The 23,927-nt window shown below is 72.1% G+C and carries 26 protein-coding genes; 6 read left to right on the top strand and 20 right to left on the bottom strand.

From position 1 onward, the window contains the following. Positions 1–148: 148 nt before the first annotated feature. The 3 genes from ACFYST_RS32585 to ACFYST_RS32575 form a co-directional block, all read right to left on the bottom strand. Positions 149–352, bottom strand: a complete 204-nt coding sequence (locus ACFYST_RS32585; RefSeq protein WP_387649274.1) for a hypothetical protein — start codon at positions 350–352, stop codon at positions 149–151. 378 nt (positions 353–730) lie between these two features. After that, on the bottom strand, positions 731–1,024 hold the full coding sequence (locus tag ACFYST_RS32580; RefSeq protein ID WP_387649272.1) for an acylphosphatase: 294 nt from the start codon (positions 1,022–1,024) through the stop codon (positions 731–733). A gap of 147 nt (positions 1,025–1,171) precedes the next feature. Then, entirely contained in the window at positions 1,172–1,972 is an 801-nt protein-coding gene (locus tag ACFYST_RS32575; protein WP_387867625.1) for a hypothetical protein, read from the bottom strand. A gap of 169 nt (positions 1,973–2,141) precedes the next feature. Here ACFYST_RS32575 and ACFYST_RS32570 point away from each other — a divergent pair, with 169 nt between their 5' ends. Next, positions 2,142–3,404: an MFS transporter gene (locus ACFYST_RS32570; protein WP_387867623.1), complete on the top strand. Its 1,263-nt coding sequence runs from the start codon at positions 2,142–2,144 to the stop codon at positions 3,402–3,404. 55 nt (positions 3,405–3,459) lie between these two features. On the opposite strand, the gene ACFYST_RS32565 is transcribed toward ACFYST_RS32570, so the two are convergent. Beyond that, entirely contained in the window at positions 3,460–4,857 is a 1,398-nt protein-coding gene (locus ACFYST_RS32565; protein WP_387867621.1) for a hypothetical protein, read from the bottom strand. A gap of 201 nt (positions 4,858–5,058) precedes the next feature. Between ACFYST_RS32565 and ACFYST_RS32560 the strand changes: the two genes are divergently transcribed. Both ACFYST_RS32560 and ACFYST_RS32555 read left to right on the top strand, forming a co-directional pair. After that, positions 5,059–5,973, top strand: a complete 915-nt coding sequence (locus tag ACFYST_RS32560) for a hypothetical protein (RefSeq protein WP_387649260.1) — start codon at positions 5,059–5,061, stop codon at positions 5,971–5,973. Between the two features lie 20 nt (positions 5,974–5,993). Then, positions 5,994–6,656, top strand: coding sequence for a hypothetical protein (locus ACFYST_RS32555; RefSeq protein WP_387867618.1), 663 nt, complete (start codon positions 5,994–5,996; stop codon positions 6,654–6,656). On the opposite strand, the gene mutM is transcribed toward ACFYST_RS32555, so the two are convergent. From mutM to ACFYST_RS32505, 10 genes are all read right to left on the bottom strand, one after another. Next, positions 6,657–7,511 carry a bifunctional DNA-formamidopyrimidine glycosylase/DNA-(apurinic or apyrimidinic site) lyase gene (mutM, locus tag ACFYST_RS32550; protein WP_387867615.1) on the bottom strand — a complete coding sequence of 285 codons (855 nt, stop codon included), beginning with the start codon at positions 7,509–7,511 and terminating at the stop codon, positions 6,657–6,659. Positions 7,512–7,514: 3 nt separating this feature from the next. Then, complete coding sequence (rnc, locus tag ACFYST_RS32545) at positions 7,515–8,309, bottom strand: ribonuclease III (RefSeq protein ID WP_387649252.1); 795 nt, start codon at positions 8,307–8,309, stop codon at positions 7,515–7,517. A gap of 20 nt (positions 8,310–8,329) precedes the next feature. Then, complete coding sequence (gene rpmF / locus ACFYST_RS32540) at positions 8,330–8,503, bottom strand: 50S ribosomal protein L32 (protein WP_035866499.1); 174 nt, start codon at positions 8,501–8,503, stop codon at positions 8,330–8,332. Positions 8,504–8,552: 49 nt separating this feature from the next. Beyond that, a complete protein-coding gene (locus tag ACFYST_RS32535) occupies positions 8,553–9,179 on the bottom strand; it encodes a YceD family protein (RefSeq protein ID WP_387649250.1) in 627 nt (208 codons plus the stop codon). 128 nt (positions 9,180–9,307) lie between these two features. Beyond that, positions 9,308–10,474, bottom strand: a complete 1,167-nt coding sequence (locus tag ACFYST_RS32530) for an ATP synthase F0 subunit B (RefSeq protein WP_387867613.1) — start codon at positions 10,472–10,474, stop codon at positions 9,308–9,310. A 181-nt stretch (positions 10,475–10,655) separates the two neighbouring features. Then, a complete protein-coding gene (coaD, locus tag ACFYST_RS32525) occupies positions 10,656–11,141 on the bottom strand; it encodes a pantetheine-phosphate adenylyltransferase (RefSeq protein ID WP_387649245.1) in 486 nt (161 codons plus the stop codon). 32 nt (positions 11,142–11,173) lie between these two features. Next, entirely contained in the window at positions 11,174–11,758 is a 585-nt protein-coding gene (gene rsmD, locus ACFYST_RS32520) for a 16S rRNA (guanine(966)-N(2))-methyltransferase RsmD (protein WP_387867612.1), read from the bottom strand. Positions 11,759–11,844: 86 nt separating this feature from the next. Continuing rightward, complete coding sequence (locus ACFYST_RS32515) at positions 11,845–12,354, bottom strand: hypothetical protein (protein ID WP_380488276.1); 510 nt, start codon at positions 12,352–12,354, stop codon at positions 11,845–11,847. 104 nt (positions 12,355–12,458) lie between these two features. After that, positions 12,459–14,666 (bottom strand): ATP-dependent DNA helicase RecG, encoded by a 2,208-nt coding sequence (gene recG / locus ACFYST_RS32510; protein WP_387867611.1) that lies wholly within the window; start codon positions 14,664–14,666, stop codon positions 12,459–12,461. A gap of 37 nt (positions 14,667–14,703) precedes the next feature. Beyond that, positions 14,704–16,317: a DAK2 domain-containing protein gene (locus ACFYST_RS32505; RefSeq protein WP_387649236.1), complete on the bottom strand. Its 1,614-nt coding sequence runs from the start codon at positions 16,315–16,317 to the stop codon at positions 14,704–14,706. Between the two features lie 241 nt (positions 16,318–16,558). Between ACFYST_RS32505 and rpmB the strand changes: the two genes are divergently transcribed. Further along, positions 16,559–16,744, top strand: coding sequence for a 50S ribosomal protein L28 (gene rpmB / locus ACFYST_RS32500; RefSeq protein ID WP_073813963.1), 186 nt, complete (start codon positions 16,559–16,561; stop codon positions 16,742–16,744). A 277-nt stretch (positions 16,745–17,021) separates the two neighbouring features. On the opposite strand, the gene thiD is transcribed toward rpmB, so the two are convergent. The 3 genes from thiD to ACFYST_RS32485 form a co-directional block, all read right to left on the bottom strand. Next, entirely contained in the window at positions 17,022–17,822 is an 801-nt protein-coding gene (gene thiD / locus ACFYST_RS32495) for a bifunctional hydroxymethylpyrimidine kinase/phosphomethylpyrimidine kinase (protein WP_387649233.1), read from the bottom strand. 31 nt (positions 17,823–17,853) lie between these two features. After that, entirely contained in the window at positions 17,854–18,879 is a 1,026-nt protein-coding gene (locus ACFYST_RS32490) for an ATP-dependent 6-phosphofructokinase (protein WP_387867608.1), read from the bottom strand. Positions 18,880–19,014: 135 nt separating this feature from the next. Further along, the gene (locus ACFYST_RS32485) at positions 19,015–19,983 is read right to left on the bottom strand and encodes a thiamine-phosphate kinase (RefSeq protein WP_387649227.1); all 969 of its coding nucleotides are present in this window, start codon (positions 19,981–19,983) and stop codon (positions 19,015–19,017) included. Positions 19,984–20,153: 170 nt separating this feature from the next. Between ACFYST_RS32485 and ACFYST_RS32480 the strand changes: the two genes are divergently transcribed. After that, on the top strand, positions 20,154–20,387 hold the full coding sequence (locus ACFYST_RS32480) for an Lrp/AsnC family transcriptional regulator (RefSeq protein ID WP_387867605.1): 234 nt from the start codon (positions 20,154–20,156) through the stop codon (positions 20,385–20,387). A gap of 19 nt (positions 20,388–20,406) precedes the next feature. Continuing rightward, positions 20,407–20,946 carry a DUF3515 domain-containing protein gene (locus tag ACFYST_RS32475; protein WP_387867603.1) on the top strand — a complete coding sequence of 180 codons (540 nt, stop codon included), beginning with the start codon at positions 20,407–20,409 and terminating at the stop codon, positions 20,944–20,946. Positions 20,947–20,949: 3 nt separating this feature from the next. On the opposite strand, the gene ACFYST_RS32470 is transcribed toward ACFYST_RS32475, so the two are convergent. Genes ACFYST_RS32470 through ACFYST_RS32460 form a run of 3 tightly spaced genes read right to left on the bottom strand, consistent with a single transcriptional unit; the run spans position 20,950 to position 23,924 of the window. Next, on the bottom strand, positions 20,950–22,092 hold the full coding sequence (locus ACFYST_RS32470; RefSeq protein WP_387867602.1) for a D-alanine--D-alanine ligase family protein: 1,143 nt from the start codon (positions 22,090–22,092) through the stop codon (positions 20,950–20,952). A gap of 30 nt (positions 22,093–22,122) precedes the next feature. Continuing rightward, on the bottom strand, positions 22,123–23,124 hold the full coding sequence (locus ACFYST_RS32465) for an NAD(P)H-dependent glycerol-3-phosphate dehydrogenase (RefSeq protein ID WP_387649215.1): 1,002 nt from the start codon (positions 23,122–23,124) through the stop codon (positions 22,123–22,125). Next, on the bottom strand, positions 23,121–23,924 hold the full coding sequence (locus tag ACFYST_RS32460) for a lysophospholipid acyltransferase family protein (protein WP_387649213.1): 804 nt from the start codon (positions 23,922–23,924) through the stop codon (positions 23,121–23,123). Before ACFYST_RS32460 ends, ACFYST_RS32465 begins: the two co-directional genes overlap by 4 nt. Positions 23,925–23,927: the final 3 nt, after the last annotated feature.

Raw genomic sequence — 23,927 nt, 5'->3', positions numbered from 1 at the left:
AAGAACGCCACGGACACGACGAAGGGACGTCCACCTCGGACGTCCCTTGCAGGCTGCCATCCCCTGCGGGGAAGCTCAGTGCGTCACAGCGTCGATCGTGAGGACCACGAGCGATCAGGCCGTCATGTGAATCAGGCCGTTCTGCCGATCAGGTAAGGACCGGCTCGCGCTGGTCCAGGTCGATGCTGTTGAGCAGCGAATGCTCGTCAGCGACAGCGATCAGGGCATCGTTTTCGGCCTGGAGCTTCACGAGCTCGTTCTCCAGGTCCTGGACGCGCTGCTGAAGCCGTCGCATCTCGGAGAGCATTCGCGGGTCGGGGCCGCCGACGTACCCGAGAAGCGCCTTTGCCATGATGTGTGGTCCTCCACGCTGAGTGACCGAACCGTGTACGGTGTGGGTCTTGGGGGGATACGCACGCGCCTGCGCGCCGGACGTGCTGGCTGGGCACTACGAAACAGCCGCTGGTGAGTGGCATGCTCACACGGCGGAGCTTCGCCGGTAAACTCAGACCTGTGCGCGGGTTTCCAGCGTCTCACCAAAGACCGTACGGGTCAACACGATCACCGCACGCTACCGCGCCCCTGTCACCTGCATGGCGGGGTTGTCACGCCATCGGCCGGGGTAGTGGATCACTTCGCTTGCGGAGTCAACCACGAGTCTGCCCGGATGGCAACCGTATGACACCGGCAGTTGCCGGCGGCTCTCCTCCGGCCGGCAACCGCGGTGCGTTCATCGGATCGCGAAGCCCTCGTATCCGTTGCCCACGGCGCTCCAGATTTCGGTGACTCCACTGACCCGACCTGGCGTTCCGGGCCCGCGCAGCGCGGCGAGCAGCCGCTCGCAGTCCGCGCGCGACCCCTCGGCGACCACCTGGACACGGCCGTCCCCGAGGTTGCTCGTGTAGCCCGTCAGCCCGATCTCCAGGGCCCTGGCCCTGGTCCACCAGCGGAACCCCACTTGCTGGACGCGCCCACGCACCCAGATGGTGGCGCGGACGGAACGGTGACTGTCGTGACCTTGCATGCGTCGACCATAGTCGGGCACTTCAGGGGCGTACGGAACGGACTTCACGCCCCTTCTACCGTGCCTCCTCACCGGCCCGCGCGCATTCACAGCGTCGGCATCCGCTCTTGACCGAGCGGCACCTCCCGACCGGGCCGCACCGCTCTCTCAGTGGCGCGGCTCGGCCAGCCGGTGCAGCGTCCAGCCGCGGCCGGCCCGGCCGAGCGGGGCGGTGGCGGCGGTGAACAGTTCGGCGGCCCGGCGGTAGGAGAGCCGGGCCCGGCCGGTGAACGGGCAGCGGTCGGCCTCCGGGGTGCCGGCCGGGGCGCGCCGGTCGGTGAGGAACAGCGGGCCCGCGCTGCGCCCGGCGATCAGCAGTGGCAGCAGCCGGGCGGTGCCGCCGCGCCAGCGCAGCGGGCGCTCGCCGGCGGTGGCGGGGCGGGTCTGCCGGTCGGCCGGGTCGAGCTGGTCCACGTCCAGCGCGAGCAGCCGTTCGATGGGGGCGCCGGTCTCCCGCACCAGGTGCCACAGCACCTTCTCGCGCAGCGGCACCCGCAGCGCGAGCACGGCCCGCGCCTGGGCGTCGGTGAGCGCGGGTTCGGACGCGGCGGCGGGCAGCGGGCGCAGGCTCTCGGCAGGGTCGGCGGCCAGCCAGCCCTGCCCGCACCACCAGCGGACGGCGGCCCGCAGCGCGGACAGTTCGCGGTTCGCGGTGCGCGCGCCGACCGCCCCGGCCCGGGCCGCGAACGCCTCGGCCACCCGCCGGGGCGCGTCCGGCCCGTCCAGCAGGGCGAGCGGCAGCACCGGCGGCGCGGCCCGCCGCCGCTCGGCGCCGGCCGGCGGGGTGCGGCCGACCAGCAGCCAGGCCCAGGTGTGCAGGGCGATCCGGTAGACCCGCCGGGAGCCGTCCGAGAGCCGGGCCTCCGTCAGGTAGCACTCGGCCGCGACGGCGAACTCCACAGGTGTCATATCCGCAGTAAATCGCCAACCCGATGCGCCGTCAATATCGCCTCTGACTGCGGTAAACAAGCGATTTACTGCGGCAATCCCGAGGCTTCCGAAAATTGACACCACAACGCTCAAGTATTTCGCCGGAAGCCCTTGCCGGACGCCTCGGCGGCGGGGCAGTCTGCCGGTCATGGTGCTGACCTCACGGCGGCTCGCCGTCCTGCGCGGGCGGGAGTTCCGCCTCTTCTTCATCGGCTTCGCCGTCTCCCTGTTCGGATCCTCGATGGCCTCGGTGGCCGTGGCGTTCGCCGTGCTCGACAGCGGGGGCGGCGGCTCCGGGCTCGGCGTGGTGATGACCGCGCGGATCCTGCCGATCGTGCTGCTGCTGGTGCTCGGCGGCGCGGCCGCGGACCGGCTGGGGCCGCGGCCCGTGATGCTCGGCTCGGACGGGCTGCGTTTCGCGACCCAGGCGGTGATGGCGGTGCTGATGTTCACCGCGCACGACCGGGTGTGGGCGATGGCCGTGCTGATGGTGTTCTGGGGCCTGGCCGAGGCGGTGTTCATGCCGGCCCTGGACGCGCTGCTGCCCAGGCTCGTCCCGGCCGGTGAACTCTCCGACGCGAACGCCCTGTTGGGGATCGCCCGGAACGGCGTCGCGGTGGCCGGTCCGGCCCTCGCGGGCGGGCTGACCGCCGTCGCGGGTCCCGGCTGGGTGCTGCTGGTGGACGCCCTCTCGTACGCGGTCGGCGGCGTGGCACTGGCCCTGCTCCAGCTGCCCAGGGCCGCCCGGCAGCCGTCCGGCGAGGCCTCGCTGCTGTCCGAACTGCGGGCCGGCTGGAGCGAGTTCAGCTCCCGGCGGTGGCAGTGGGTGAGCACCCTGCAGGCCTGCCTGTTCAACCTGCTGGTGTGGGCGCCGTTCCTGATCCTCGGCCCGGTGGTGGCGGACGCGCGCCTCGGCGGGGCGGGCGGCTGGGGCGTGGTGATGGGCGCGTACGGGGCCGGCGCGGTGCTCGGCGGGCTGGTGCTGCTCGGACGCCGGCCCACTCGTCCGCTGCGCCTGGCGATCGCGGCGACGGCGGGCTGGGCGCTGCCCTCGGGCGCACTGGCGCTGGGCTGGCCGCTGCCACTGGTGGCGGTCGCGGCGGTAGGCGCGGGGGTGACCTCGATCGTCTGCATGACCTTGTTCGCCACGCTGACGCAGCGCCACGTTCCGGCGGAGGCGCTGGGCCGGGTCAGCGCGTACGGGACGCTCGGCGCGTTCGCCTTCGGGCCGGTCGGGCTGGCGCTGGCCGGGCCGATCGCGGACCGGGTCGGCACCGGCTCGGTGCTGGGCTTCGGTGCGGCCTGGCAGTTGGCGTCCTGTGCGCTGACCCTGCTCGTCCTGGGCCGCCGGGAGCCGGCCGACCCCGCCGCCGTCGAGGCCGCCGGGGCCCCCTCCCCCGCCCGGGCATGACAGCGGCCCCCGGTCCGCGAACGGGACCGGGGGCCGGGCAGTGGACGACCGGGCGTCAGTCGCCGAAGTCCCCGCCGCCGAAGTCGCCGCCACCGAAGTCGCCGAAGCCACTGCCGCCGCCGAAGTCCCCACCGCCGCCACCGAAGTCGGCACCGGAGAAGTCGGAGTTGTTGAAGGCCGCGCCCGAGTACTCACCGGCGTCCGCGCCGCCGGTGTAGTCGGCGCCGCCGCCACCGCCGTGGTAGTCGTGGTGGCCGCCCGCGTAGGCGTAGCCGGGGCTGGAGATCACCGAGCCGAGCATGGTGCCGACCAGCAGGCCGGAGAGCATGCCGCCGCCGAAGTAGCCGCCCGCCCACGGGCTGTAGGCCGGGCCGGCGTTCCAGTACGGCTGGTGGCCGTGCTCGGTCTCCACGGTGCGGATGTACGGGTCCTGGCCGGTGGTCAGGCGGTGCGCGTCGTCGGCGCAGGCCGGGACGGAGCGCGGCGCGCCGCCGGCGGGCGCCCACTGGACGTCGGTGGTGGAAGGGCCGTGCCGCGGGTCGAAGAAGCACGGGACGCGGCGCTCGGGCAGCGGCCGGCCGTCGCGGCGGGCGGCGAGGGTGGCCAGCGCGAACCGGCCGTCCTCCAGCGCCTCGGTGACCGGGCGGACGTCGTCGGGCTTCTTGGCCTCGTCCATGGTCCGCTTGGCGCGGTCGTAGGAGTCCAGCGCCCGGCTGTAGTCGGCGCGCTGGGTGTCGTCCGAGCCGGGGGCGCCGGGGTTGAAGTCGAGCCGGTCGAGCTCCTCGCCGAACGCGGTGATGTCCTCGTCCACCACGGTGCGCAGCTGGGCGAGTTCGGCGCGGGCCTTCTCCTCCTTGCGCTTCTTGGCGCGGCGGAACAGCAGGAACACGCCGCCGCCGGCCAGCACCACCAGCACGATCGGGACGATGATCCAGGCCGCGGAGGTGCTGTGCTGCGGGCCCTCGCCCTTGGTCTGGCCGACGGCCTGGTCGACGAAGTCGTTGACGGTGCCGTTGATGTCGCCGTTGTGCGAGCGGAAGGACGAACCGGCGATCTTGCTGGCGGAGTTCGACGACAGCGCCTTGGAGTCGGCCTTGGCGTCGAACCCGTTGCCGCGCCACACCGCGTAGACGCCGACGATGCCGACCTTGGTGCGCAGGTCGTTCATCAGGGTCTTGGGGGCGTAGGCCTGGCTGTCCGGCAGCACCGCGACGAAGATCGGCTTGTCGGCCTTCTTCAGCTTCTTCGCCAGCGCGTCGGCCTGGTCCGGGGAGAACCGGCTGGTCATCGCCGGGTCGACGTAGACCTGAGTCTTCTTCAGCGAGTCGGTCGCGTCGCTCAGTCCGGCCGCCTGGGCGGGCGCGGACAGGCCGAGGACCATCAACAGGCTGAGCAGAGCTGCCAGCACGGCGGCCGGCCCGGTGGCTCGGGAACGTCGAAGCACAGTTCTCATACCAAGACCGTACCGGTCCGAAGTAAGGATCCACGCCCTACCTCGGGACGGTCCGACCCTGACTTCTTCCCCTACCCGGGGACGAGCCCACCGGCCCCGACCCCCGCCGACCGGCCGGAGTTGGGCCCCGCCCGGCCTCGGCCCGGTCGGGAGCAGGCATAGTGGTGACGATCTTCCCTCCTCCCGACAGGAGCTCCCAGCGTGATCCTCGGCCTCGTCACCGCCGTCGCCGCGTCCGTCTGTTACGGCACCGGCTCCGTGCTGCAAGCCGTCGGCGCCCGCCGGTCGGCCCGGCAGGAGGCGGCCGACGGCACCGTCACCGAGCACGGCGGGCCGAGCCTCGCCTCCACCGCGAAGGCCGCCGTCACCTGGGAGTTCATCCTCGGCACGGTGCTGGACTTCATCGGCTTCGGGCTCGGCGCGCTGGCCGCGCGGCTGCTGCCCCTGTTCCTGTCGCAGACCATCATCAGCGCCAACCTGGTGATCACCGCGCTGCTGTCGATCAAGCTGCTCGGGCTGAGGCTGCGCCAGCTGGAGTGGCTGTCCATCGGCATCCTGTGCGGCGCCCTGGTGCTGCTGGCGGTCGCCGCCGGGCCGGAGGGCGGTCACCACGCCGCGCGGGCGTTCCACTGGGGGCTGCTGATCGGCTCCGCGGTGCTGATCGCCGGCGGTTCGCTGATCGTCCGGCGGATGGGCTCCAACGGGGCGATCGTGGCCGGTCTGCTGTCCGGTCTCGGCTTCGGCGCGCTGGGCATCGGCGTGCGCATCCTGGACGGCATCGAGCCGTTCTCGATCACCGCGCTGCTCGCCGACCCGGCGCTGTACGCCATCCTGATCGGCGGCATCGGCGGCATGTACCTGCACACCGTCGCCCTCCAGGTCGGCTCCGTCAACGGCGCGACCGCCGCCCTGGTGGTCGGCGAGACCGTCGTCCCCGGCGCGGTCGGCGTGCTCTGGCTCGGCGACTCCTCCCGCCCGGGCCTCGCCTGGCTGGCCGTCCTCGGCTTCCTGCTGGCCGTGGTCAGCGCCGTCGGCGTCGCCTACTTCGGCGAGGACGGCGGGGCGATCCAAGCGGCCGCCGAGGAGGAGAAGACCTCCGCCGGGAAGTCGAGCTGATGGCCTTCCCGGTGGTTCCCGTGACCGACCCGCACCAGCACCTGCTCGACGCCCTCGACCGGGTGGACGCCGTCTTCGCCCCGTACGCCGAACAGCCCGTCGACGGTTGCACGTACTGCTACGGCGAAGCCGACCTCGCGCTCCTCTCCGGCCCGGTGGCCGGGATACCCGACCGGCTGGTGGACGCCGTGGCCGCCGAAGTCCCCGACCACTGGGACGACTTCCCCGGTCTCTACCGCCGCCTGACCCCACGCATCCTGCGCTCCCTGGCACTCAACGGCGGGGGAGCCGGGCCGGCCATGGTCGCCTCCCGCCTGCTGGCGGCGGGCTGGCGCGAGTGGCCCGAGCGCGTGGCCGTCGAGCGGTTCCTGTCGGCCTGGTGGGAGACCGTCCTGCGGCAGCCGTCCGGCGTGCGCCCGATCGACGCGCTGGAGCTGGCCGTCCCGCTGACCGGCACGCTCGTCCCGTGGCTGGAGCGGTGGGCGCAGGTGGGCACCGGGTACGCCGAGGAGCAGCTCTCGGCGGCGGTCGACCGCTGGCTGGAACGCCGGTTGGAGGTGCGCTTCGGCTTCCACGAGGAGTTCGACGCACGGCCGGTGCTGCCGGAGTGGCTGCTCACCCTCGACCCGGACTTCCTCGGCGCCTACCGGCTCCAGGAGATCGAGCGGATCGCGTACAGCTGATCAGCGCGGCCGGCGCTGGCACTTCGGGCAGTAGTAGCTGGAGCGGTTCATCCAGGCGTCCCGCCGCATCGCCGTCCCGCAGCGGCGGCACGGCTCGCCCTCGCGGCCGTAGGCGTCGAGGTCGCGGGAGAAGTAGCCGCTCTCGCCGTTGACGTTGACGTACAGCGAGTCGAAGCTGGTGCCGCCGACGGCCAGTGCCGCCGTCATCACGTCCCGGGCGTGGCCGAGCAGTTCGAGCGCGGCGGGGCGGGTGAGGGTGGCGGTGGGGCGTTCGTAGTGCAGGCGGCTGCGCCACAGCGCCTCGTCGGCGTAGATGTTGCCGACGCCGCTGATCAGCGTCTGGTCGAGCAGGGCCCGCTTCACGGTGGTCCGCTTGGCCTTCAGCGCGGTGACGAACGCCGCGTCGTCGAAGCGTGCGTCGAGCGGGTCGCGGGCGATGTGGGCGAGCGAGAGCGGGGTGGACTCGGGGTCGTCCGGCTCGGTCTCCTCGACGGCGAGGCCGCCGAAGGTGCGCTGGTCGACGAAGCGCAGTTCGGTGCCGCCGTCGGCGAACCGGAGGCGCACCCGCAGGTGCACCGAGTCGGCCATGTCGGCTTCCTGGACGAGCAGTTGACCGCTCATGCCGAGGTGGCCGATCATCGCCAGGCCGTCGTCGAGCGGCACCCACAGGTACTTGCCGCGGCGCTGCGGTTCCCCGAAGGTGCGGCCGCGCAGCAGCGCGGTGAACTCCTCGGCGCCGCCTGCCTGTCGGCGGACGGCGCGCGGGTGGAGCACCTCGATGTCGCTGACGGTCCGGCCGGCGGCCCAGCGGGCCAGGCCGCGGCGGACGACTTCGACTTCGGGGAGTTCGGGCACCGGTCAGACGGCCGCGGTCGGCTGGTCGCCGTCGGTGCCGCCGTCCTGCTTGGCCTTGATCGCGCGCCAGGCGGATTCGGCGGCCTTCTGCTCGGCTTCCTTCTTGGAGCGTCCGCTCCCGGAGCCGTAGTCCTGGCCGGCCACCCGGGCGGCGGCGGTGAAGGTCTTCTCGTGGTCCGGTCCGGACTCGGTGACCACGTACTCGGGAACACCGATGCCGACGGCGGCGGTGAGTTCCTGGAGGCTGGTCTTCCAGTCGAGGCCGGCGCCGAGCAGCGCGGATTCCGCGATCAGCGGGTCGAACAGCCGGTGGACGAAGTCCGTGGCCGAACCCAGACCCTGGTCGAGGTAGATGGCGCCGATCACGGCCTCGACGGTGTCGGCGAGGATCGACGACTTGTCGCGGCCGCCGGTTCCTTCCTCACCCTTGCCGAGCCGGATGAAGGCTCCGAGGTCCAGGCCGCGGCCGACCTCGGCGAGCGCGCGGGAATTGACCACCGCGGCACGGAGTTTGGCGAGCGTCCCCTCGGCGACCTCCGGGTGGAGGCGGTAGAGGGTGTCGGTCACCACCAGGCCCAGCACCGAGTCGCCGAGGAATTCCAGGCGCTCGTTGGTGGGCAGCCCGCCGTTCTCGTACGCGTACGAGCGGTGGGTCAGGGCACGTACCAGAAGGGCGCGCTCAAGTGAGTACCCGAGGCGCCCTTCCAGGACGTCGTATTCGGTCGAAGCCGGCCCGCCGCCCTTGCCCCCGTTGGAATTGGGGTTCGGCTTGCGAGAAGAATTGCTGCCGTCCGACATCGATCCGTGCACCCCGCCGATCAGACCGAGAGGACCTGGCGACGGTTGTACGTGCCGCAGCTCGGGCACGCGATGTGCGCAAGCTTCGGCTCGTGGCAGCGGTCGCACGCGACGAGCGCGGGCACGACGGCCTTCCAGTTGGAACGCCGGTGACGCGTGTTGCTGCGCGACATCTTCCGCTTCGGAACAGCCACGGTAAATCTCCTGGTTCTACGGCGAGACCCTCACGGGTAGCGCTGTGTCTTATTCCTCGTCACCCTCGTCGCCGGGGGCGGCGGAGAGTCCCTGCAGAGCCGCCCACCGGGGGTCGGCGGCATCGTGGTGGTGCGACGGGTCGTCGCTCAGGCGGGCCCCGCACTCGGAGCACAGACCCAAGCAGTCTTCCTGGCACACCGGCTGCAGCGGCAGTGCGAGCACCACCGCGTCACGCAGCACCGGCTGGAGGTCGAACAGGTCGCCCTCCAGGCGGTAAGTCTCGTCCTCGGACTCCTCGTCGAAGTCGTCTCCCGCGATCGCGCGGTGACGCTCCTCGGACTCCGGGTAGTAGTACAGCTCCTGGAAGTCGACCTCCAGGTCGTCCTCCAGCGGCTCCAGGCAGCGGGAGCACTCGCCGGTCACGTGGGCCTCGGCGGTACCGGTGACCAGCACGCCCTCGACCACGGACTCCAGGCGGAGCTCCAGCTTGATCTCGCTCTTCTCGGGGACGCCGATCACATCCGCGACACCGAGGTCCGCCGGGGCCTCCAGGGTCCGGGACACCTTGCGCAGCGAGCCGGGGCGACGGCCGAGCTCATGCGTGTCGAACACGAGCGGGTCGCGGTGGTCGAGGCGGTTCAAGGCTTCCTGACTTCCTGACGGCGGCACACGCATTCCTGCGTGGCGCGGACTTTGGTTCCTGCGGTGCGCGGCCCGGCTGCGGGCACGCGGCGAACCCGGCACGAGCAGGCCGGAGTGGTCAGACTACCCGAGAGTCCGGGCCGAACCCAACTCGTCGCCGTTCACCGGCCGCCGAGCTCCCGCAGCCGGGTCATGTCGATCATGCTGGTGTCGAAGAAGCTGGTCTCGTCCAGTCCGGCCTGCTGCTGCGGCAGCCCGGCCTGCTGCGGCTGCTGCGGCTGCTGCTGGTAGCCGTGCGGGTCGGCGGGCAGCGCCTGCGGCTCGGCGGGCAGCGGGTTGCCCCACTGGTCGTAGCCCGGCTGCTGGTACTGCTGCTGCTGGTAGTACGACGGGTCGACCGGCTGCTGGTAGCCGTAGGGCTGCCCGTACGGGTCGGTCTGCGGGGCCGCCGCCGGGTCGTAGCCGCCCCCGTAGACCTCGGCGTACTGCGGGGCCTGCGGCTGGCCGTACTGGTCCTCGGCGGGGTTCTGCCAGCCCGCGGCGGCCGGGGTCGACTCGGGCCAGCTCTGGTGCTGCGGGACCTCCGCGTACCAGGACTGCTCGCCGTCGGTGGTGGCGAAGCCGGCCGCCACCGCCTCGGCGCGGTTCTTGAGCTGCTGGGCCTCGTCGGCGGCGGCCAGGTAGGCGCCCAGCTCGTCGATCGGGGCCTTGCCGAGCAGCTTGTCGCGGCCCTTGCCGACCGCCTCCAGGGTCGCCGAGAGCACCGCCTCCAGGGTGGCGAGCTTCACATCGACGTACTCGTCGGCCTCCGGGCTGAGGCTGATCCGCTGCGGCTGGAACTCCTCGCCGTCCTCGGTGCCCTCGCCCTCCGGCTGGTACACCCCGGCCTCGCCGCGCAGCTTCTGCCGGCCGCGGCCGACCGCGCCGAGCGTCTTGGTGAGCACCACCTCGAAGTTGGCGAGCTTGGAGTCGACGTAGTCGTCCGCCTCGGCGCGCTTGGTGTGTTCCTCGGAGCGGGCCTCGTTGAGGATCCGGTCCGCCTCGGCCTGGGCCTTGCGCACCACCTCGGTGTCGGAGATGAGCGAGCCGCGCTCGTCGTGCGCGCCGCGGATGATCTGGTCGGCCTGCGCCTGGGCGTCGGCGACCATTTGTTGATGGTCCGCCACCACCGACTGCGCCTTGGCGAGTTCGGCGGGCATGGCGTCGCGCAGTTCGCGCAGCAGGCCGGTCAGTTCGGCGCGGTTGACCACGCAGGAGGCCGACATCGGCATCGCCTTGGCCTTCTCGACCATGGCGATGATCTGGTCGAGTTTCTGCTGCACGTCCACGGGCGTCTTCAGTCTTTCCGTGTGCCGCCGAGGTGCGGCGGAGGCAGTGCCACGAGGTCGCGGACTGCGCCCCCGGGGCCGGGAGTACAGACTGTACGGCCACCCACCCCGCCGCTCACAACGGCCAGGGCCTGTCCGGCCGGTCCTGGCGCCCGGCAAGACCGGCCGGACGGACCCCAGGTCACTTGCGGCGTTCGGCGATCCTCTCGACCAGCCGCCGGTTCACCACCTCGGGCAGCAGGTGGGAGACGTCACCACCCAGCGAGGCGACTTCCTTGACCAGGCTGGAGGACAGGAAGCTGTACGTCGGCGAGGTCGGCACGAACAGCGTCTCCACGCCGGTCAGGCCGTGGTTCATCTGCGCCATCTGCAGCTCGTAGTCGAAGTCGCTGACCGCACGCAGGCCCTTGATGATCGCCGGGATGCCGCGCTGCGTGCAGAAGTCCACCAGCAGGCCGCTGTGCGACTCCGCCTGGATGTTGCCCAGGTGCGCGGTGGTCTCCTCGATCAGGGCGAGCCGCTCCTCGATCGTGAACATCCCCTGCTTGCTGCGGTTCACCGCCACCGCCACGTGCACCACGTCGTACAGCTTCGAGGCCCGCTCGATGATGTCGAGGTGTCCGTTGGTGATGGGGTCGAAGGACCCCGGACAGACGGCGCGGCGCATGGGTGTGCTCCCTTGTGGGGCGGGATGTTCTGCTACGAGTCTTGGTCAGCCCCGGTAGCGGCGCGACCGTACCAGAGCGTGCCCTCGCCGTAACGGCGCGAGCGCAGCCCTTCGAAGCCGTCCGGCCAGCCGAACTCGCCCCCTCGGGTGCTGCGTTCCACGGTGACGAGAACATGCTCGGACAGCCAGCCCCCCGAGCGGAGTGTGACCAGCATCTCCCGCAGTACGGCGTCCTCCACCGCGTACGGCGGGTCCAGGAACACCAGGTCGTACGGCTCGGCCGGCGGGGCGCCCGCGATCACCTTCTCCGCCTTGTCCGCCCGCACCTCCGCGCCCGGCAGCCCCAGCGTCCGGACGTTCTCCCGCACCGTCTTCACCGCGCCCGCGTCGGCCTCCACCAGCAGCGCGTGCGCGGCGCCCCGGGACAGCGCCTCCAGCCCGACCGCGCCACTGCCCGCGAACAGGTCCAGCATCCGCGCCCCGGCGATCGGCCCGAACAGCGCCTCGACGGTGGAGAACATCGCCTCCCGCGCCTTGTCGGAGGTCGGACGGGTGTTCCGGCCGGGCGGCGCGGCGAGGGGGCGGCCTCCGGCAACACCGGCGATGACGCGGGGCATGACGTTCCTTAGGTGGGAGGGACTGCGCGCCCGACCATAGCTGACAAATCGTGCATGGCCGGGCGCGCAGTCGCTCACGTCAGCGCTTACTCGTTGGACGCCGCGCCCAACAGGGTCGGCGAGGCGTAGCGCGACCAGGACAGGCAGCCGTCCGGCGGGCAGTACTCCGGGCGGCGCGGGTCGTGGCCGAGTTCGCGCAGCTTGGTGCGGACGGAGTCGGGCGTGCGGCCGTAGCGGGCGGCGATCCGGGCGATGGTGTCGCCGTCGTGGAAGCGCCGGACCAGTTCTTCCTCGTGCTGCGGCACCCAGGGGGAGCCGTGGCCGGGGTAGAGCTCGCGCAGCACGTCGCGGTCGGGGATGGGCTCGGAGATGTCGGCGACGATCGCCAGCGCGCGCAGGGCGCGGTTGAGCGCGATGCGCAGTGAGGCGACGTCCTCCACCGGGAGGCGGAGCTTGCCGGAGGCGACCGGGTTGGCGGAGTTGCCCTCGCGCCAGCCGGTCAGGGTGAGGGTGACTTCGCGGTCGTCTTCGCTGGCGACCTCGATCCGGAAGACCTTGTCGCCGAGCGGGAGCTCGTTGAGGTGACGGAATGCCATGCAATGACCCCCAAATCTCGTGCCGGGAGCGCGACTTGAGGAGCGCCCCGAACAACTACATTCTCTCTCGGGGCACTGACAATCCGACCTGATCACACCGCCTGTCAGCCCTTCTCCAGGTACTCCGCGCGGTCCTCGTCGAGCAGGCTCTCCAGCGCCGTGCGCAGTTCGGGGTGGGCGGCGAGTTCGGGGTCGGCGGCGACCAGTCGGGTGGCCTCGGCGCGGGCGGTGGCGATGACGTCCTCGTCGTCGAGGACGGAGAGCACCTTGAGCGAGGACTTCACGCCGGACTGGGCCTGGCCCAGGACGTCGCCCTCGCGGCGCTGTTCGAGGTCGATCCGGGAGAGCGCGAAGCCGTCCAGGGTGCCGGCCACCGCGTCGAGCCGGGCGCGGGCGGCGCTGGCCGCGGGCATGTCGCTGACCAGCAGGCAGAGCCCTGCGGCGGATCCCCGGCCGACCCGGCCGCGGAGCTGGTGGAGCTGGGAGACGCCGAACCGGTCCGCGTCCATGATCACCATGACGGTGGAGTTGGGGACGTTGACGCCGACCTCGATGACGGTGGTGGCGACCAGCACGTCGACCTCGCCGGCGGCGAAGCGGCGCATCACGTCGTCCTTGGCGTCGGGGGCGAGCCGGCCGTGCAGGATCTCCACCCGCAGTCCGGCGAGCGGTCCCTTGGCGAGCTTCTCGGCGGTCTCGACCACGGCGAGCGGGGGCCGGCGCTCCTCGCTGTCCGCGCCGCCCGCGTCGACCTCCTCCGGGTCCTCCTTGCGCTTCTTCCTGCCCTTCGGCGCCTCGTCCTCGTCGCCGATCCGCGGGCAGACCACGTACGCCTGGTGGCCCTTGCCGACCTCCTCGCGGACGCGTTCCCAGGCGCGGGTGAGGAAGTTGGGCTTCTCCAGGGCGGGGACGACGTGGGTGGAGATCGGCGAGCGGCCGGACGGCAGCTGGTCGAGGACGGAGGTCTCCAGGTCGCCGAAGACGGTCATCGCGACGGTGCGCGGGATCGGGGTGGCGGTCATCACCAGCAGGTGCGGGGGCTGTTCGCCCTTGGCGCGCAGCGCGTCGCGCTGTTCGACGCCGAACCGGTGCTGCTCGTCGACGACCACCAGGCCGAGGTCGGCGAACTGCACCTTGTCCTCGATCAGGGCGTGCGTGCCGATGGTGATGCCGGCCTTGCCCGAGGCCATGTCGAGCATCGCGCCGCGGCGGGCGGCGGTGCCCATCGAGCCGGTGAGCAGGGCGACCCGGGTGCCGATCTCGGAGCCGCCGATCATCCCGGCCTCGGCGAGGTCGCCCATCATCTCGACGATGGAGCGGTGGTGCTGCTGGGCGAGCACCTCGGTGGGTGCGAGCAGTACGGCCTGGCCGCCGGTGTCGACCACGGCGAGCATGGCGCGCAGCGCGACCAGGGTCTTGCCGGAGCCGACCTCGCCCTGCAGCAGGCGGTGCATGGGGTGTTCGGTGGCGAGGTCGGCGAAGATCTCGGCGCACACCTTCTGCTGGCCGTCGGTCAGCGTGAACGGCAGCCGGGCGTCGAACGCGTCCAGCACCCGGCCGGGGACGGCGCGGCGCGGGACGGCGGGCAGCGCGGAGTCGGCGGCCCGGCGCTGAGCGAGCGCGACCTGGAGGACGAACGCCTCGTCCCAGCGCAGCCGGTTCTGGGCGCGTTCCTTCTCCACCTGGTTGCGCGGGCGGTGGATCAGTTCGAGCGCCTCGGGCAGCGGGATCAGGTCGTGCTCGGCGCGCAGTTCGGCGGGCAGCGGTTCGCCGACGTCCGCCAGGTGCTTGGTGAGGGCGAGTTCGACGCAGAGCGACAGCTTCCAGCTGGGCAGTTGGGCGCTGGCCGGGTAGACCGGGATGAGCCGGCCGGCGAACTGCTTCGCCGCCGAGGACCCTTCCTCGTCGTCGATCAACTGGTAGTCGGGCGAGGCGAGTTGGCGGGTGCGGTTGAACATGCCGACCTTGCCGGCGAACAGGCCCTGCTGGCCGGGCTTGAGTTCCTTCTGCCGCCAGCCCTGGTTGAAGAACACCAGGGAGAGCCGGGAGCGGCCGTCGGTGACCACCACCTCCAGCCGGTCGCCCTTGCGGCCGCGGAACGGGATCAGCGTGACCTTCTCGATCCGGGCCAGCACGGTGACGTGCTCGTCCACGTCCAGCTCGTCCAGGCTGGTGAGTTGGCCGCGCTCGACGTACCGGCGCGGATAGTGGTGCAGCAGGTCGCCGACCGTGCGCAGCTTGAGGGAGTCGGCCAGCACCTTCGCGGTGCGGTCGCCGACCAGGTCCTTCAGTGGTTCATCGAGAGCGCCCATCGGATCCCATTTCACACCACGGGACCGACGTCGCGGCTCACTCGACGCCGATCAGCAGCGGCGCGGCCTCCTGGCCGCCCTGGTAGGCGACGGTGTCGACCTCGGGACGGGTGCGCCTGGCGTGCGCGATCAGCCGGTCGGCGAGCTCGGCGGGGGCGTCCTCGCCGAGTACCAGGGTGACGAGTTCGCCGGACGCGGCGATCATCCGGTCCAGCACGGTGAGCGCGGTCTCGGTGAGGTCGTGGCCGATCACCGCGACGTCGCCGTCGATCAGGCCGAGCACGTCACCGGCCTGGCAGACGCCGGCCATCGTCCAGGACTCGCCCTCGGCGACGGCGAGTTCGGCGTACCGGGTGGCGCCGGCGGCGGACGTCATGGCGACCACGTCCTCGTCGAAGCGGCGGCCGGCGTCGTGCACGGCCAGCGCGGCCAGGCCCTGCACCGGCGAACGGGTGGGCAGCACGGCGATCCGCACGCCCTCCTCGCGCAACTGGTCGGCGGCGGCGCCCGCGGCGGCCCGCAGTTCGGGGTCGTTGAGCAGCAGGATCACCTCGCGGGCCGCGCAGCGGTGCACGGCGGCGACCAGTTCGGCGCTGGCGGGGGCCCGGTCCGGGTCGGCGGCGAGCACCACCGAACCGGCCTGCTCGCACAGTTGGGCCAGCCCGCTGCCGGACACCACGCTCAGCACCGCCCGCCCGTGCGAGACGGTCTCCTCGCGCTCGCCCGCGCGGGCCGCCGCCTCGGCGAAGTGCGTGATCCGGATCCGGTACGGCCGGCCCGCCTCGACGCCCGCCTCCACGGCAGCGCCCGCGTCGTTCACGTGCACATGGACGTTCCACAGGCCGTCGCCGCCGCCGATCACCAGCGAGTCGCCGAGCTGCCCCAGCCGCTCGCGCAGCCTCGGCAGTTGCCCGTCCTCGGCCTCCAGCAGGTAGATCACCTCGAACGCGGGATGGCCGGGCCCCGGCGGACGCTCGTGCCCCTCGCAGCCGGCCACCACCACCGGGTCCACCTCCCGCCGCAGCGCCACCGGCCCCATCGGCTGCTGCCCGGACACCGCGTCCACCAGCGCGCCCAGCACGGCGACCAGGCCACGACCGCCGGCGTCCACCACCCCCGCCTCGGCGAGCACCGACAGCTGGTCCGGGGTGAGCAGCAGCGCCTGCCGGGCCGCCCGGTACGCCTCCTTCGCCTGACCGGTCAGGCCGTCCGCGGCCCGCGCGGCACCGGCGGCGGCCGCGGCGACGGTCAGCAGGGTCCCCTCGACCGGCTCCGCGACAGCCAGGTACGCCGAGCGCGCACCGTTGTCGAGGGCCTCCCCCAGCTCGCCACCCTCCGCCAGCACCTCGGCGAGACCGCGCAGCCACTGCGCGAGGATCACACCCGAATTGCCGCGCGCCCCGATCAGCGCCCCCCGGGCCGCGGCGGTGGCGGCGGCCGCCAGCGCGGGCTGCTCCTCGACGGCTTCCGCGAACAGCGCGTCCAGAGCCTCGGCGGCGGACTCCACGGTCAGATACAGGTTGGTGCCGGTGTCGCCGTCCGGGACCGGGTAGACGTTCAGCGCGTCGATCTCCTCGCGGGCCTGGCCGAGGGCCGCCAGCGCGAGCCGGCACCAGGTGCGGACGGCCGGGGCGTCGAGGGTGTCCAGCACCAGGTCTCCTCCGGGTGAACGCCACGAGAACGCGACGGGACGCGGTGGCGAGGGGCGATGCTGGCAGGTTATCGGCCCCCACGGCGACGCCTGCGGCACCCTCCACCGCAGGTCGCGGGAACGATCACCTCCGCGATCGTGGTAGTTTCGTTGAGCGGGAGTCACCGTTGTATGCTCTCCCGGTTGCCTGGAACAACCCGGGCTTTCAAGTTCGTGAATCTGAAGTCTTGGAGTGACTCCTGTGGCAGCCAACTGCGACGTCTGCGGCAAGGGCCCGGGCTTCGGCAACAGCATCTCCCACTCGCACCGCCGCACCCCCCGTCGTTGGAACCCCAACATCCAGACGGTGCGCGCTGTGGTTGGGCGCACGCCGAAGCGGCTCAACGTCTGCACCTCGTGCATCAAGGCCGGTAAGGTCTCGCGCTGACGCGCTGACCGGTCCGCCGGTCACCTTCTTGCTGTGGCGAAAGCCGACCATCCCCTTCGGGGGTCATGGTCGGCTTTCGCTGTTTTTGCATTCGGGGTGCGAACCCAGGGGCCCGGGGAACGGCGGGGCCGAGTCTGCGGAGGATCAACTGGGCTCTGAGCGTTCCGCCGTTTCTGGTCCCCGTCTCTGACCCGCCGCAGTCTCGACCCTCTGCTGTCTCCGACCACCCGCAGCTCGGCCCCGCCGTTCCCCGGGCCCCTGGTGGTTCCCCCTCTGCCTATCTCTGGCGCCAGAAGTGGTCCACCGGCCCGATGCCGGAACCCAGTGCGAAGCCGTGCTCGATGGCGCCCGTCACATACGACTTGGCGTTCGCGACGGCCGTGGGCATCGGCTCGCCCTTCGCCAGCTGCGAAGCGATCGCGCTGGCGAGGGTGCAGCCGGTGCCGTGGGTGTGGCGGTTGTCGTGGCGGGGGGCGCGGTACCAGTGGGTTTCGCCGGTGGGGCCGAGCAGGAGGTCGGCGGCTTCGCCTTCGAGGTGGCCGCCCTTGATGAGGGTCCAGCGGGGGCCGAGGTCGCGGAGTGCCTTCGCGGCGTCGAGCATCCGGCTCTCGTCGGTGACCTCGAGGCCGGTGAGTTGGGTCACTTCGTGCAGGTTGGGGGTGACCAGGGTGGCGACCGGCAGAAGGCGCTCGCGGACAGTGGCGACGGCCTCCGCGGCGAGTAGCGCGTCGCCGTGCTTGGAGACTCCGACGGGGTCGACGACCACGGGGGCGGGGGCGTCGGTGAGGAGTGCGGAGACGGTTTCGACGAGTTCGATCGAGGCGAGCATGCCGGTTTTGATCGCCTGGACGCCGATGTCGTCGACGACGCTGCGGTACTGGGCGCGGACGGCTTCGGCGGGCAGTTCCCAGTAGCCCTGGACGCCGAGCGAGTTCTGCGCGGTGACGGCGGTGATGACGCTCATGCCGTGGACGCCGAGGGCGAGCATCGTCTTGAGGTCGGCCTGGATGCCGGCACCGCCGCCGCTGTCGGAGCCGGCGACGGTGAGCACCCGGGGCGGGGCGGTGTTGGTGGTCATGCGCCCCAACCTATCCACCGGGGGAAACGCGTCAGAGCACGGCCTCGGATTCGGTCCAGCGGTCCGGCGGGACGGTCTTGAGCCGGGCGACGCCGTCGGACATCGGGGTGAGCCGGATCCCGGTGTTGCGCAGGGCGGTGAAGTGGCCGAAGGCGCCCTGGTGGACGGCTTCGACGGCGTGCCAGCCGAAGCGGGTGGCGAGGACCCGGTCGAGCGCGGTGGGGGTGCCGCCGCGCTGGGTGTGGCCGAGGATGACCGGCGTGGCCTCCTTGCCGAGCAGGTTCTCCAGTTCCATGGCGAGCCGGGTGCCGATGCCGCCGAAGGTCTGGTGGCCGAACCGGTCGACCTGGCCGTGTTCGAAGCGCAGGGTGCCGGGCAGCGGCTGGGCGCCTTCGGCGACGGCGACGATGGCGAATTTCTTGCCGCGCCGGAAGCGGTCCTCGATCATCCTGGCGACGGCCTCGATGTCGAAGGGCTTCTCGGGGATGAGGATGCCGTGGGCGCCGCCGGCCATGCCTGCGGTGAGGGTGATCCAGCCGGTGTGCCGGCCCATGAGCTCGACCACCATGACGCGCTGGTGGGATTCGGCGGTGGTCTTCAGCCGGTCGATGGCCTCGGTGGCGACGTGCACGGCGGTGTCGAAGCCGAAGGTGACGTCGGTGGCGTCGATGTCGTTGTCGATGGTCTTGGGGACGCCGACCACCGGCAGTCCGGCGTCGCTGAACAGTTCGGCGGCGGTCAGGGTGCCTTCGCCGCCGATCGCGATCAGTGCGTCGATGCCGAGTTCGGCGGCGAGTTCGGCGGAGTTCTCGACCGCCCAGCGGATCCGTTCGCGCTGCACCCGGGCGGAGCCGAGGATGGTGCCGCCGAGGGTGAGCAGGCCGGTGACGTCGTCGTGCGAGACCGGGCGGGCGCGGCCCTCGATCAGGCCGAGGAAGCCGTCCTCGATGCCAAGGATCTCGTCGCCGTGGACGTCGGTGCCGCGGTGGACGACGGAGCGGATCACCGCGTTGAGTCCGGGGCAGTCGCCGCCGCTGGTGAGAACGCCGATGCGCATGGTGGCTGTGTTCTCCTGCTCCCGGGGGCGCGGGGCCCCCGCGTAGATGGAGACCGGACCGCCGCCATCGCCGGCCCGCCCAACAGCCGCCACCCTACGCGTTCACGGGCCTACCGAGGGGTAGCCACGGGCGGCCTAGCCCTCGGCGAAGTGGTCCCAGCCGGCGGTGCGGTCCCAGGGGGCGCCGTCGACGGTGACCACTCCCCCGCGGCCGGGTCGGGCGGGGCGGACCACCTCGCCGATCTGCCGCCAGCGGGCCGGGAGGCCGGCGCTCTTGGGGAAGGTCGCGACGATCGCGTGGTCCTCGCCGCCGGACAGCACCCACACCAGCGGGTCGACGCCGACGGCCTGGCCGATGTCGGCCATCTGCGCGGGGACGTCGAAGTCCGCGGCCCGCAGGTCGATGTCCACGCCGCTGGCCCGGGCGACGTGGCCGAGGTCGGCGACCAGCCCGTCGGAGACGTCGACCATGGCGGTGGCGCCGAGGTCGCTGGCGGCGGGGCCGGCGTGGTACGGCGGTTCGGGGCGGCGGTGCGCCTCGACGAAGGCGCGCGGGGAGCGGAAGCCGCGCTGGAGGACGGTGAGGCCAGCCGCGGACCAGCCGAGCCAGCCGGTGACGGCGACCACGTCGCCGACCTGGGCGCCGGAACGCACCACGGGGCGGCGGCCCTGCAGGTCGCCGAGGGCGGTGATGGCGAGGGTGATGGTGTCGCCGCGGACCACGTCGCCGCCGACCACGGTGGCGCCGGCCACCTGGCACTCGTCGCGCAGGCCGTCCATCAGTTCGGTGGCCCAGGTGGTGGGCAGGTCGGCGGGGGCGACCAGGCCGAGCAGCAGGGCGGTGGGGACGGCGCCCATCGCGGCGATGTCGGCGAGGTTCTGCGCGGCGCACTTGCGGCCCACGTCGTACGCGGTGGACCAGTCGCGGCGGAAGTGCCGGCCCTCGATGAGTACGTCGGTGGTGGCCACCACCCGTCCGTCGGGGGCCTTGACCACGGCGGCGTCGTCGCCGGGCCCGAGTTCCACCGCCGGCGTCATCGGCAGCCGTGCGGTCAGCTCCCGGATGAGCCCGAACTCGCCGAGCTCGCCCACGGTCCCCTGCATCAGCCCGTCCTCCCGCGTTCTTCACGTGATCCGTCTGGGGTGCGCCCCCCGCGCGGCAGCGTACGCCCTCAAGGGGTGCCGAGGTCTCCCCTGTGCCGCTGTCGCGCGGTAGCGTGGTGATCAGACTGCCGGTCAGCAACTCCCCCCACCCAGCCGCCTGGAGGTCCACTGTGGTGCAGGCCTACATCCTGATCCAGACCGAGGTGGGCAAGGCCACCGCGGTCGCCGAGTCCATCTCCAAGATCCCCGGCGTGATCACGGCCGAGGACGTCACCGGTCCGTACGACGTGATCGTCCGGGCCGAGGCCGAATCCATCGATGACCTGGGCCGTCTTGTGGTGGCGAAGGTGCAGCAGGTGGAGGGCATCACCCGCACCCTGACCTGTCCGGTGGTCCGCCTGTAGGGGCGCTTACCATCGACGGATGCGTTCACGTGAGCTCCTGAACCGCCTTCCCGCACCGGTCCGCTGGCTCGCTCCGCCGGCCGTCCTGCTGTCCTGCACCGCGCTGCTGGCCTTCGTCTGGAGCGGCGACCCGGACGTCAAACCGCCGACGCCGGAGGCCCAGGTCGCGCAGTACTGCGAGGCGCTGGACGCCAAGCTGCCCGCGGACGTGCTCGGCCACCCGCGCAAGGACCCGTCCCCGGCCTCGCCGTACACCGCTGCCTGGGCGTCCTCGCCGCGCACCGTGCTGACCTGCGGCGGGGACCGGCCGGATTACATGAGCGCTTTCGACCGGAAGGGCCCGTGCATCGACGAGGTCAGCTGGGGCATGGACAAGGACGGGGAGGGCGGCTACTGGTTCGCCACCGGGCTGCGCAAGGCGTACGTGGAGGTGCACGTCCCGGCGGGCGCGTACACCAACTACGCGGACCCGCTGAGCTCGTACACCGAGGCCATCCGGTCGACCATCCCGACGATCAACGGGACGGCCGACTCGGACTGCTTCGGCGACGGCGCCTAGTAACTAGCGCAGGCCGGTGGAACGGCGCAGCGCGGCGGCCAGCAGGCGGTCGATCAGCTCGGCGTAGGGCACGCCGGTGGCCTCCCACATCTTGGGGTAGGCGGAGATCGGCGTGAAGCCGGGCATGGTGTTGATCTCGTTGACCATCCACCGGCCGTCGTTCAGCAGGAAGAAGTCGACCCGGGCGAGGCCCTCGCAGCCGAGGCCGTCGAACACCTCGACGGCCTGCCGCTGGAGTTCGGTGCGCTCGGCGTCGGTGAGCTTCGCGGGGATCTCGACCTCGGAGGAGTCGATGTACTTGGCCTCGAAGTCGTAGAACTCGAAGTCGGCGTCGACCAGCACCTCGGCGGGCACCGAGGCGCGCGGGCCGTCCTCGAACTCCAGCACGCCGCACTCGATCTCGCGGCCCTCGACGCCCTTCTCGACGATCACCTTGGGGTCGTGGCGGCGGGCCTCGTCGATCGCGGCGTCCAGGTCGGCGAGGTCCTTGACCTTGGTGATGCCGATCGAGGAGCCGGCCCGGCAGGGCTTGACGAACAGCGGCAGGCCGAGCGCGGCGATCCGCTCGCGGGCGGCGGCCCGGCCGGTCTCGGTCTGCCAGTCGCGCGGCTTGACCACCGTGTACTCGCCCGCGTACAGGCCGAGCGACTCGATGATCCGCTTGGTGAACTCCTTGTCCATGCCGACCGAGCTGGCCAGCACGCCGGAGCCGACGTACGGCACCCCGGAGAGCTCCAGCAGGCCCTGCAGGGTGCCGTCCTCGCCCCAGGGGCCGTGCAGCAGCGGCAGCACCACGTCGACCTCGCCGAGCACCTTGGGGGCGGCGCCGGGCTCGCTCCACACCACGTCGCGGTTGCCGGGGGCGAGGGGCAGCGCCACCTGGCCCTCGGTGGACTCGGCGACCTGGTCGACGTCGGGCATCCGGCCGTCGGTGATCGCCATCCGGGCGGGTTCGTCGCCGACCAGGGCCCAGCGGCCCTCGTGGGTGATGCCGATCGGCAGCACCTCGTACTTGCTGCGGTCGATCGAGCGCAGCACGCTGGCGGCGGTGACCACGGACACGCCGTGCTCGGAGCTCCGGCCGCCGAAGACGATCGCGACGCGCGGCTTGGCCGACTGGTTCGGGGAGGTCTGTTCGATGCTCATATCGGCGTTGAGACTACCGTCCGATTCCGGTCACCGGCGCTCCGGCTTGGCCGAACGGGCCATCAAGCCCTTCAGCACTTCCTGGGTCGGCCGGCCGTTGTGCACCACGTCGACGACGGCTTCGACGATCGGCATCTCCACACCGTTGCGCCGGGCCAGGTCGAGCACCGACTCGCAGGACTTCACGCCCTCCGCGGTCTGGCTGGTCGCCGCGATGGTCTCGGCGACCGTCATGCCGCGGCCCAGGTTGGTGCCGAAGGTGTTGTTCCGGGACAGCGGCGAGGAGCAGGTCGCCACCAGGTCGCCCATGCCGGCCAGGCCCGCGAAGGTGTGCGCGTCGGCGCCCAGCCGCAGGCCCAGGCGGGTGGTCTCGGCCAGGCCGCGGGTGATCAGGGTGGCCTTGGTGTTGTCGCCCAGGCCCATGCCGTTGGCCATGCCGACCGCCAGGCCGATCACGTTCTTCACCGCGCCGCCGAGCTCGCAGCCCACCACGTCGGTGTTGGTGTACGGGCGGAAGTACGGGGTGTGGCAGGCCTTCTGGAACCGCTTGGCGACCTCCTCGTCGGTGCAGGCGACCACGGTGGCGGCGGGCTGCCGGTTGGCGATCTCGCCGGCCAGGTTGGGGCCGGACACCACCACGACGCGCTCCGGGCCGACCTGCGCGACCTCCTCGATCACCTCGCTCATCCGCTTCGCGGTGCCGAGTTCGATGCCCTTCATCAGGCTGACCAGCACGGTGTCCGGGGCCAGCATCGGTGCCCAGTGCGCGAGGTTGTCGCGCAGCGTCTGGGACGGCACCGAGAGCACCGCGAAGTCCGCGCCGGTCAGTGCGGCGGCCGCGTCGGTGGTCGCCCGGATCGTGTCCGGGAGCGTCAGGCCGGGCAGGTAGTCCCGGTTGACGTGCTCCTTGTTGATGGCGTCGGCCAGTTCCTGGCGGCGGCCCCACAGGGTCACCTCGCAGCCGGCGTCGGCCAGGATCATCGCGAAGGCGGTGCCCCAGGAGCCCGTCCCCATCACGGCGCAGCGGGTCATCGGTCACCCTCCTTGGCGGCGCGCTCGCGCTTGGCCTCGGCGGCCGTGGCGCGGTCCTTGGCGGCCTTGCGCATGTCGTAGCGCTCGGCAGGAGCCTGCTCGCCGCGGATCCCCTCCAGCACGGCGGTGATCGCCGCCATGATGTCGTCGGTGGCGTCGCGCAGCACCTGGGCGGTGATCTCCTGGCCCTGGTACTTGCTCAGGTCGACCGCCGGGCCGGCCGCGACCGTCACCTTGTGCCGCGGGAACAGGTGGTACTTGCCCTTTCCGCCCTTGCCGTACGGCGGGATGATCTCCTGCGCGCCCCAGTGCGCGACCGGGATCACCGGCGCGCCCGTCATCAGCGCGACCCGGGCGGCGCCGCTCTTGCCCGTCATCGGCCACATGTCAGGGTCGCGGGTGAGCGTGCCCTCCGGGTAGAACTGCACGCACTGGCCGCTCTTGACCGCGTCGATCGCGGCCCGGAACGCGTCGGCGGCGTCGGTGGAGTCCCGGAACACCGGGATCTGGCCGGTCTTGCGCAGCATGAATCCGATGAACGGCACCTGGAACAGTGAGGACTTGCCGAGTATCCGGGGCGGGCGGCCCGAGTTGTACTGCCAGTGCCCGTAGAACACCGGGTCGATCACCGAGTTGTGGTTCACGACGGCGATGAAGCCGCCCTTCTCGGGCAGGTGCTCCCAGCCCCGCCAGTCCGTCTTCGCCAGGGCGTTTGTCACCGGCTTCACGAGCGCCGCCGCCAGGCGGTACCAAATCCCGTAGTCGGCGTTTCCGAACCTGGCGTTAGAGCGGCGGGCCACCCC

This window comes from Kitasatospora sp. NPDC004614 (assembly GCF_042873675.1).
In the GTDB taxonomy this organism is placed as follows: Bacteria; Actinomycetota; Actinomycetes; order Streptomycetales; family Streptomycetaceae; genus Kitasatospora.
This window is presented reverse-complemented; position numbering and strand designations above follow the sequence as displayed.

Excerpts from the sequence above, each read along its gene's own strand:
- ACFYST_RS32585 (WP_387649274.1), bottom strand. The coding sequence starts at position 352 with ATGGCAAAGGCGCTTCTCGGGTACGTCGGCGGCCCCGACCCGCGAATG.
- ACFYST_RS32580 (WP_387649272.1), bottom strand. The coding sequence starts at position 1,024 with ATGCAAGGTCACGACAGTCACCGTTCCGTCCGCGCCACCATCTGGGTG.
- ACFYST_RS32575 (WP_387867625.1), bottom strand. The coding sequence starts at position 1,972 with ATGACACCTGTGGAGTTCGCCGTCGCGGCCGAGTGCTACCTGACGGAG.
- ACFYST_RS32570 (WP_387867623.1), top strand. The coding sequence starts at position 2,142 with ATGGTGCTGACCTCACGGCGGCTCGCCGTCCTGCGCGGGCGGGAGTTC.
- ACFYST_RS32565 (WP_387867621.1), bottom strand. The coding sequence starts at position 4,857 with ATGAGAACTGTGCTTCGACGTTCCCGAGCCACCGGGCCGGCCGCCGTG.
- rnc (WP_387649252.1), bottom strand. The coding sequence starts at position 8,309 with ATGTCGGACGGCAGCAATTCTTCTCGCAAGCCGAACCCCAATTCCAAC.
- ACFYST_RS32535 (WP_387649250.1), bottom strand. The coding sequence starts at position 9,179 with ATGCGTGTGCCGCCGTCAGGAAGTCAGGAAGCCTTGAACCGCCTCGAC.
- coaD (WP_387649245.1), bottom strand. The coding sequence starts at position 11,141 with ATGCGCCGCGCCGTCTGTCCGGGGTCCTTCGACCCCATCACCAACGGA.
- rsmD (WP_387867612.1), bottom strand. The coding sequence starts at position 11,758 with ATGCCCCGCGTCATCGCCGGTGTTGCCGGAGGCCGCCCCCTCGCCGCG.
- ACFYST_RS32515 (WP_380488276.1), bottom strand. The coding sequence starts at position 12,354 with ATGGCATTCCGTCACCTCAACGAGCTCCCGCTCGGCGACAAGGTCTTC.
- recG (WP_387867611.1), bottom strand. The coding sequence starts at position 14,666 with ATGGGCGCTCTCGATGAACCACTGAAGGACCTGGTCGGCGACCGCACC.
- thiD (WP_387649233.1), bottom strand. The coding sequence starts at position 17,822 with ATGACCACCAACACCGCCCCGCCCCGGGTGCTCACCGTCGCCGGCTCC.
- ACFYST_RS32490 (WP_387867608.1), bottom strand. The coding sequence starts at position 18,879 with ATGCGCATCGGCGTTCTCACCAGCGGCGGCGACTGCCCCGGACTCAAC.
- ACFYST_RS32485 (WP_387649227.1), bottom strand. The coding sequence starts at position 19,983 with ATGCAGGGGACCGTGGGCGAGCTCGGCGAGTTCGGGCTCATCCGGGAG.
- ACFYST_RS32475 (WP_387867603.1), top strand. The coding sequence starts at position 20,407 with ATGCGTTCACGTGAGCTCCTGAACCGCCTTCCCGCACCGGTCCGCTGG.
- ACFYST_RS32470 (WP_387867602.1), bottom strand. The coding sequence starts at position 22,092 with ATGAGCATCGAACAGACCTCCCCGAACCAGTCGGCCAAGCCGCGCGTC.
- ACFYST_RS32465 (WP_387649215.1), bottom strand. The coding sequence starts at position 23,124 with ATGACCCGCTGCGCCGTGATGGGGACGGGCTCCTGGGGCACCGCCTTC.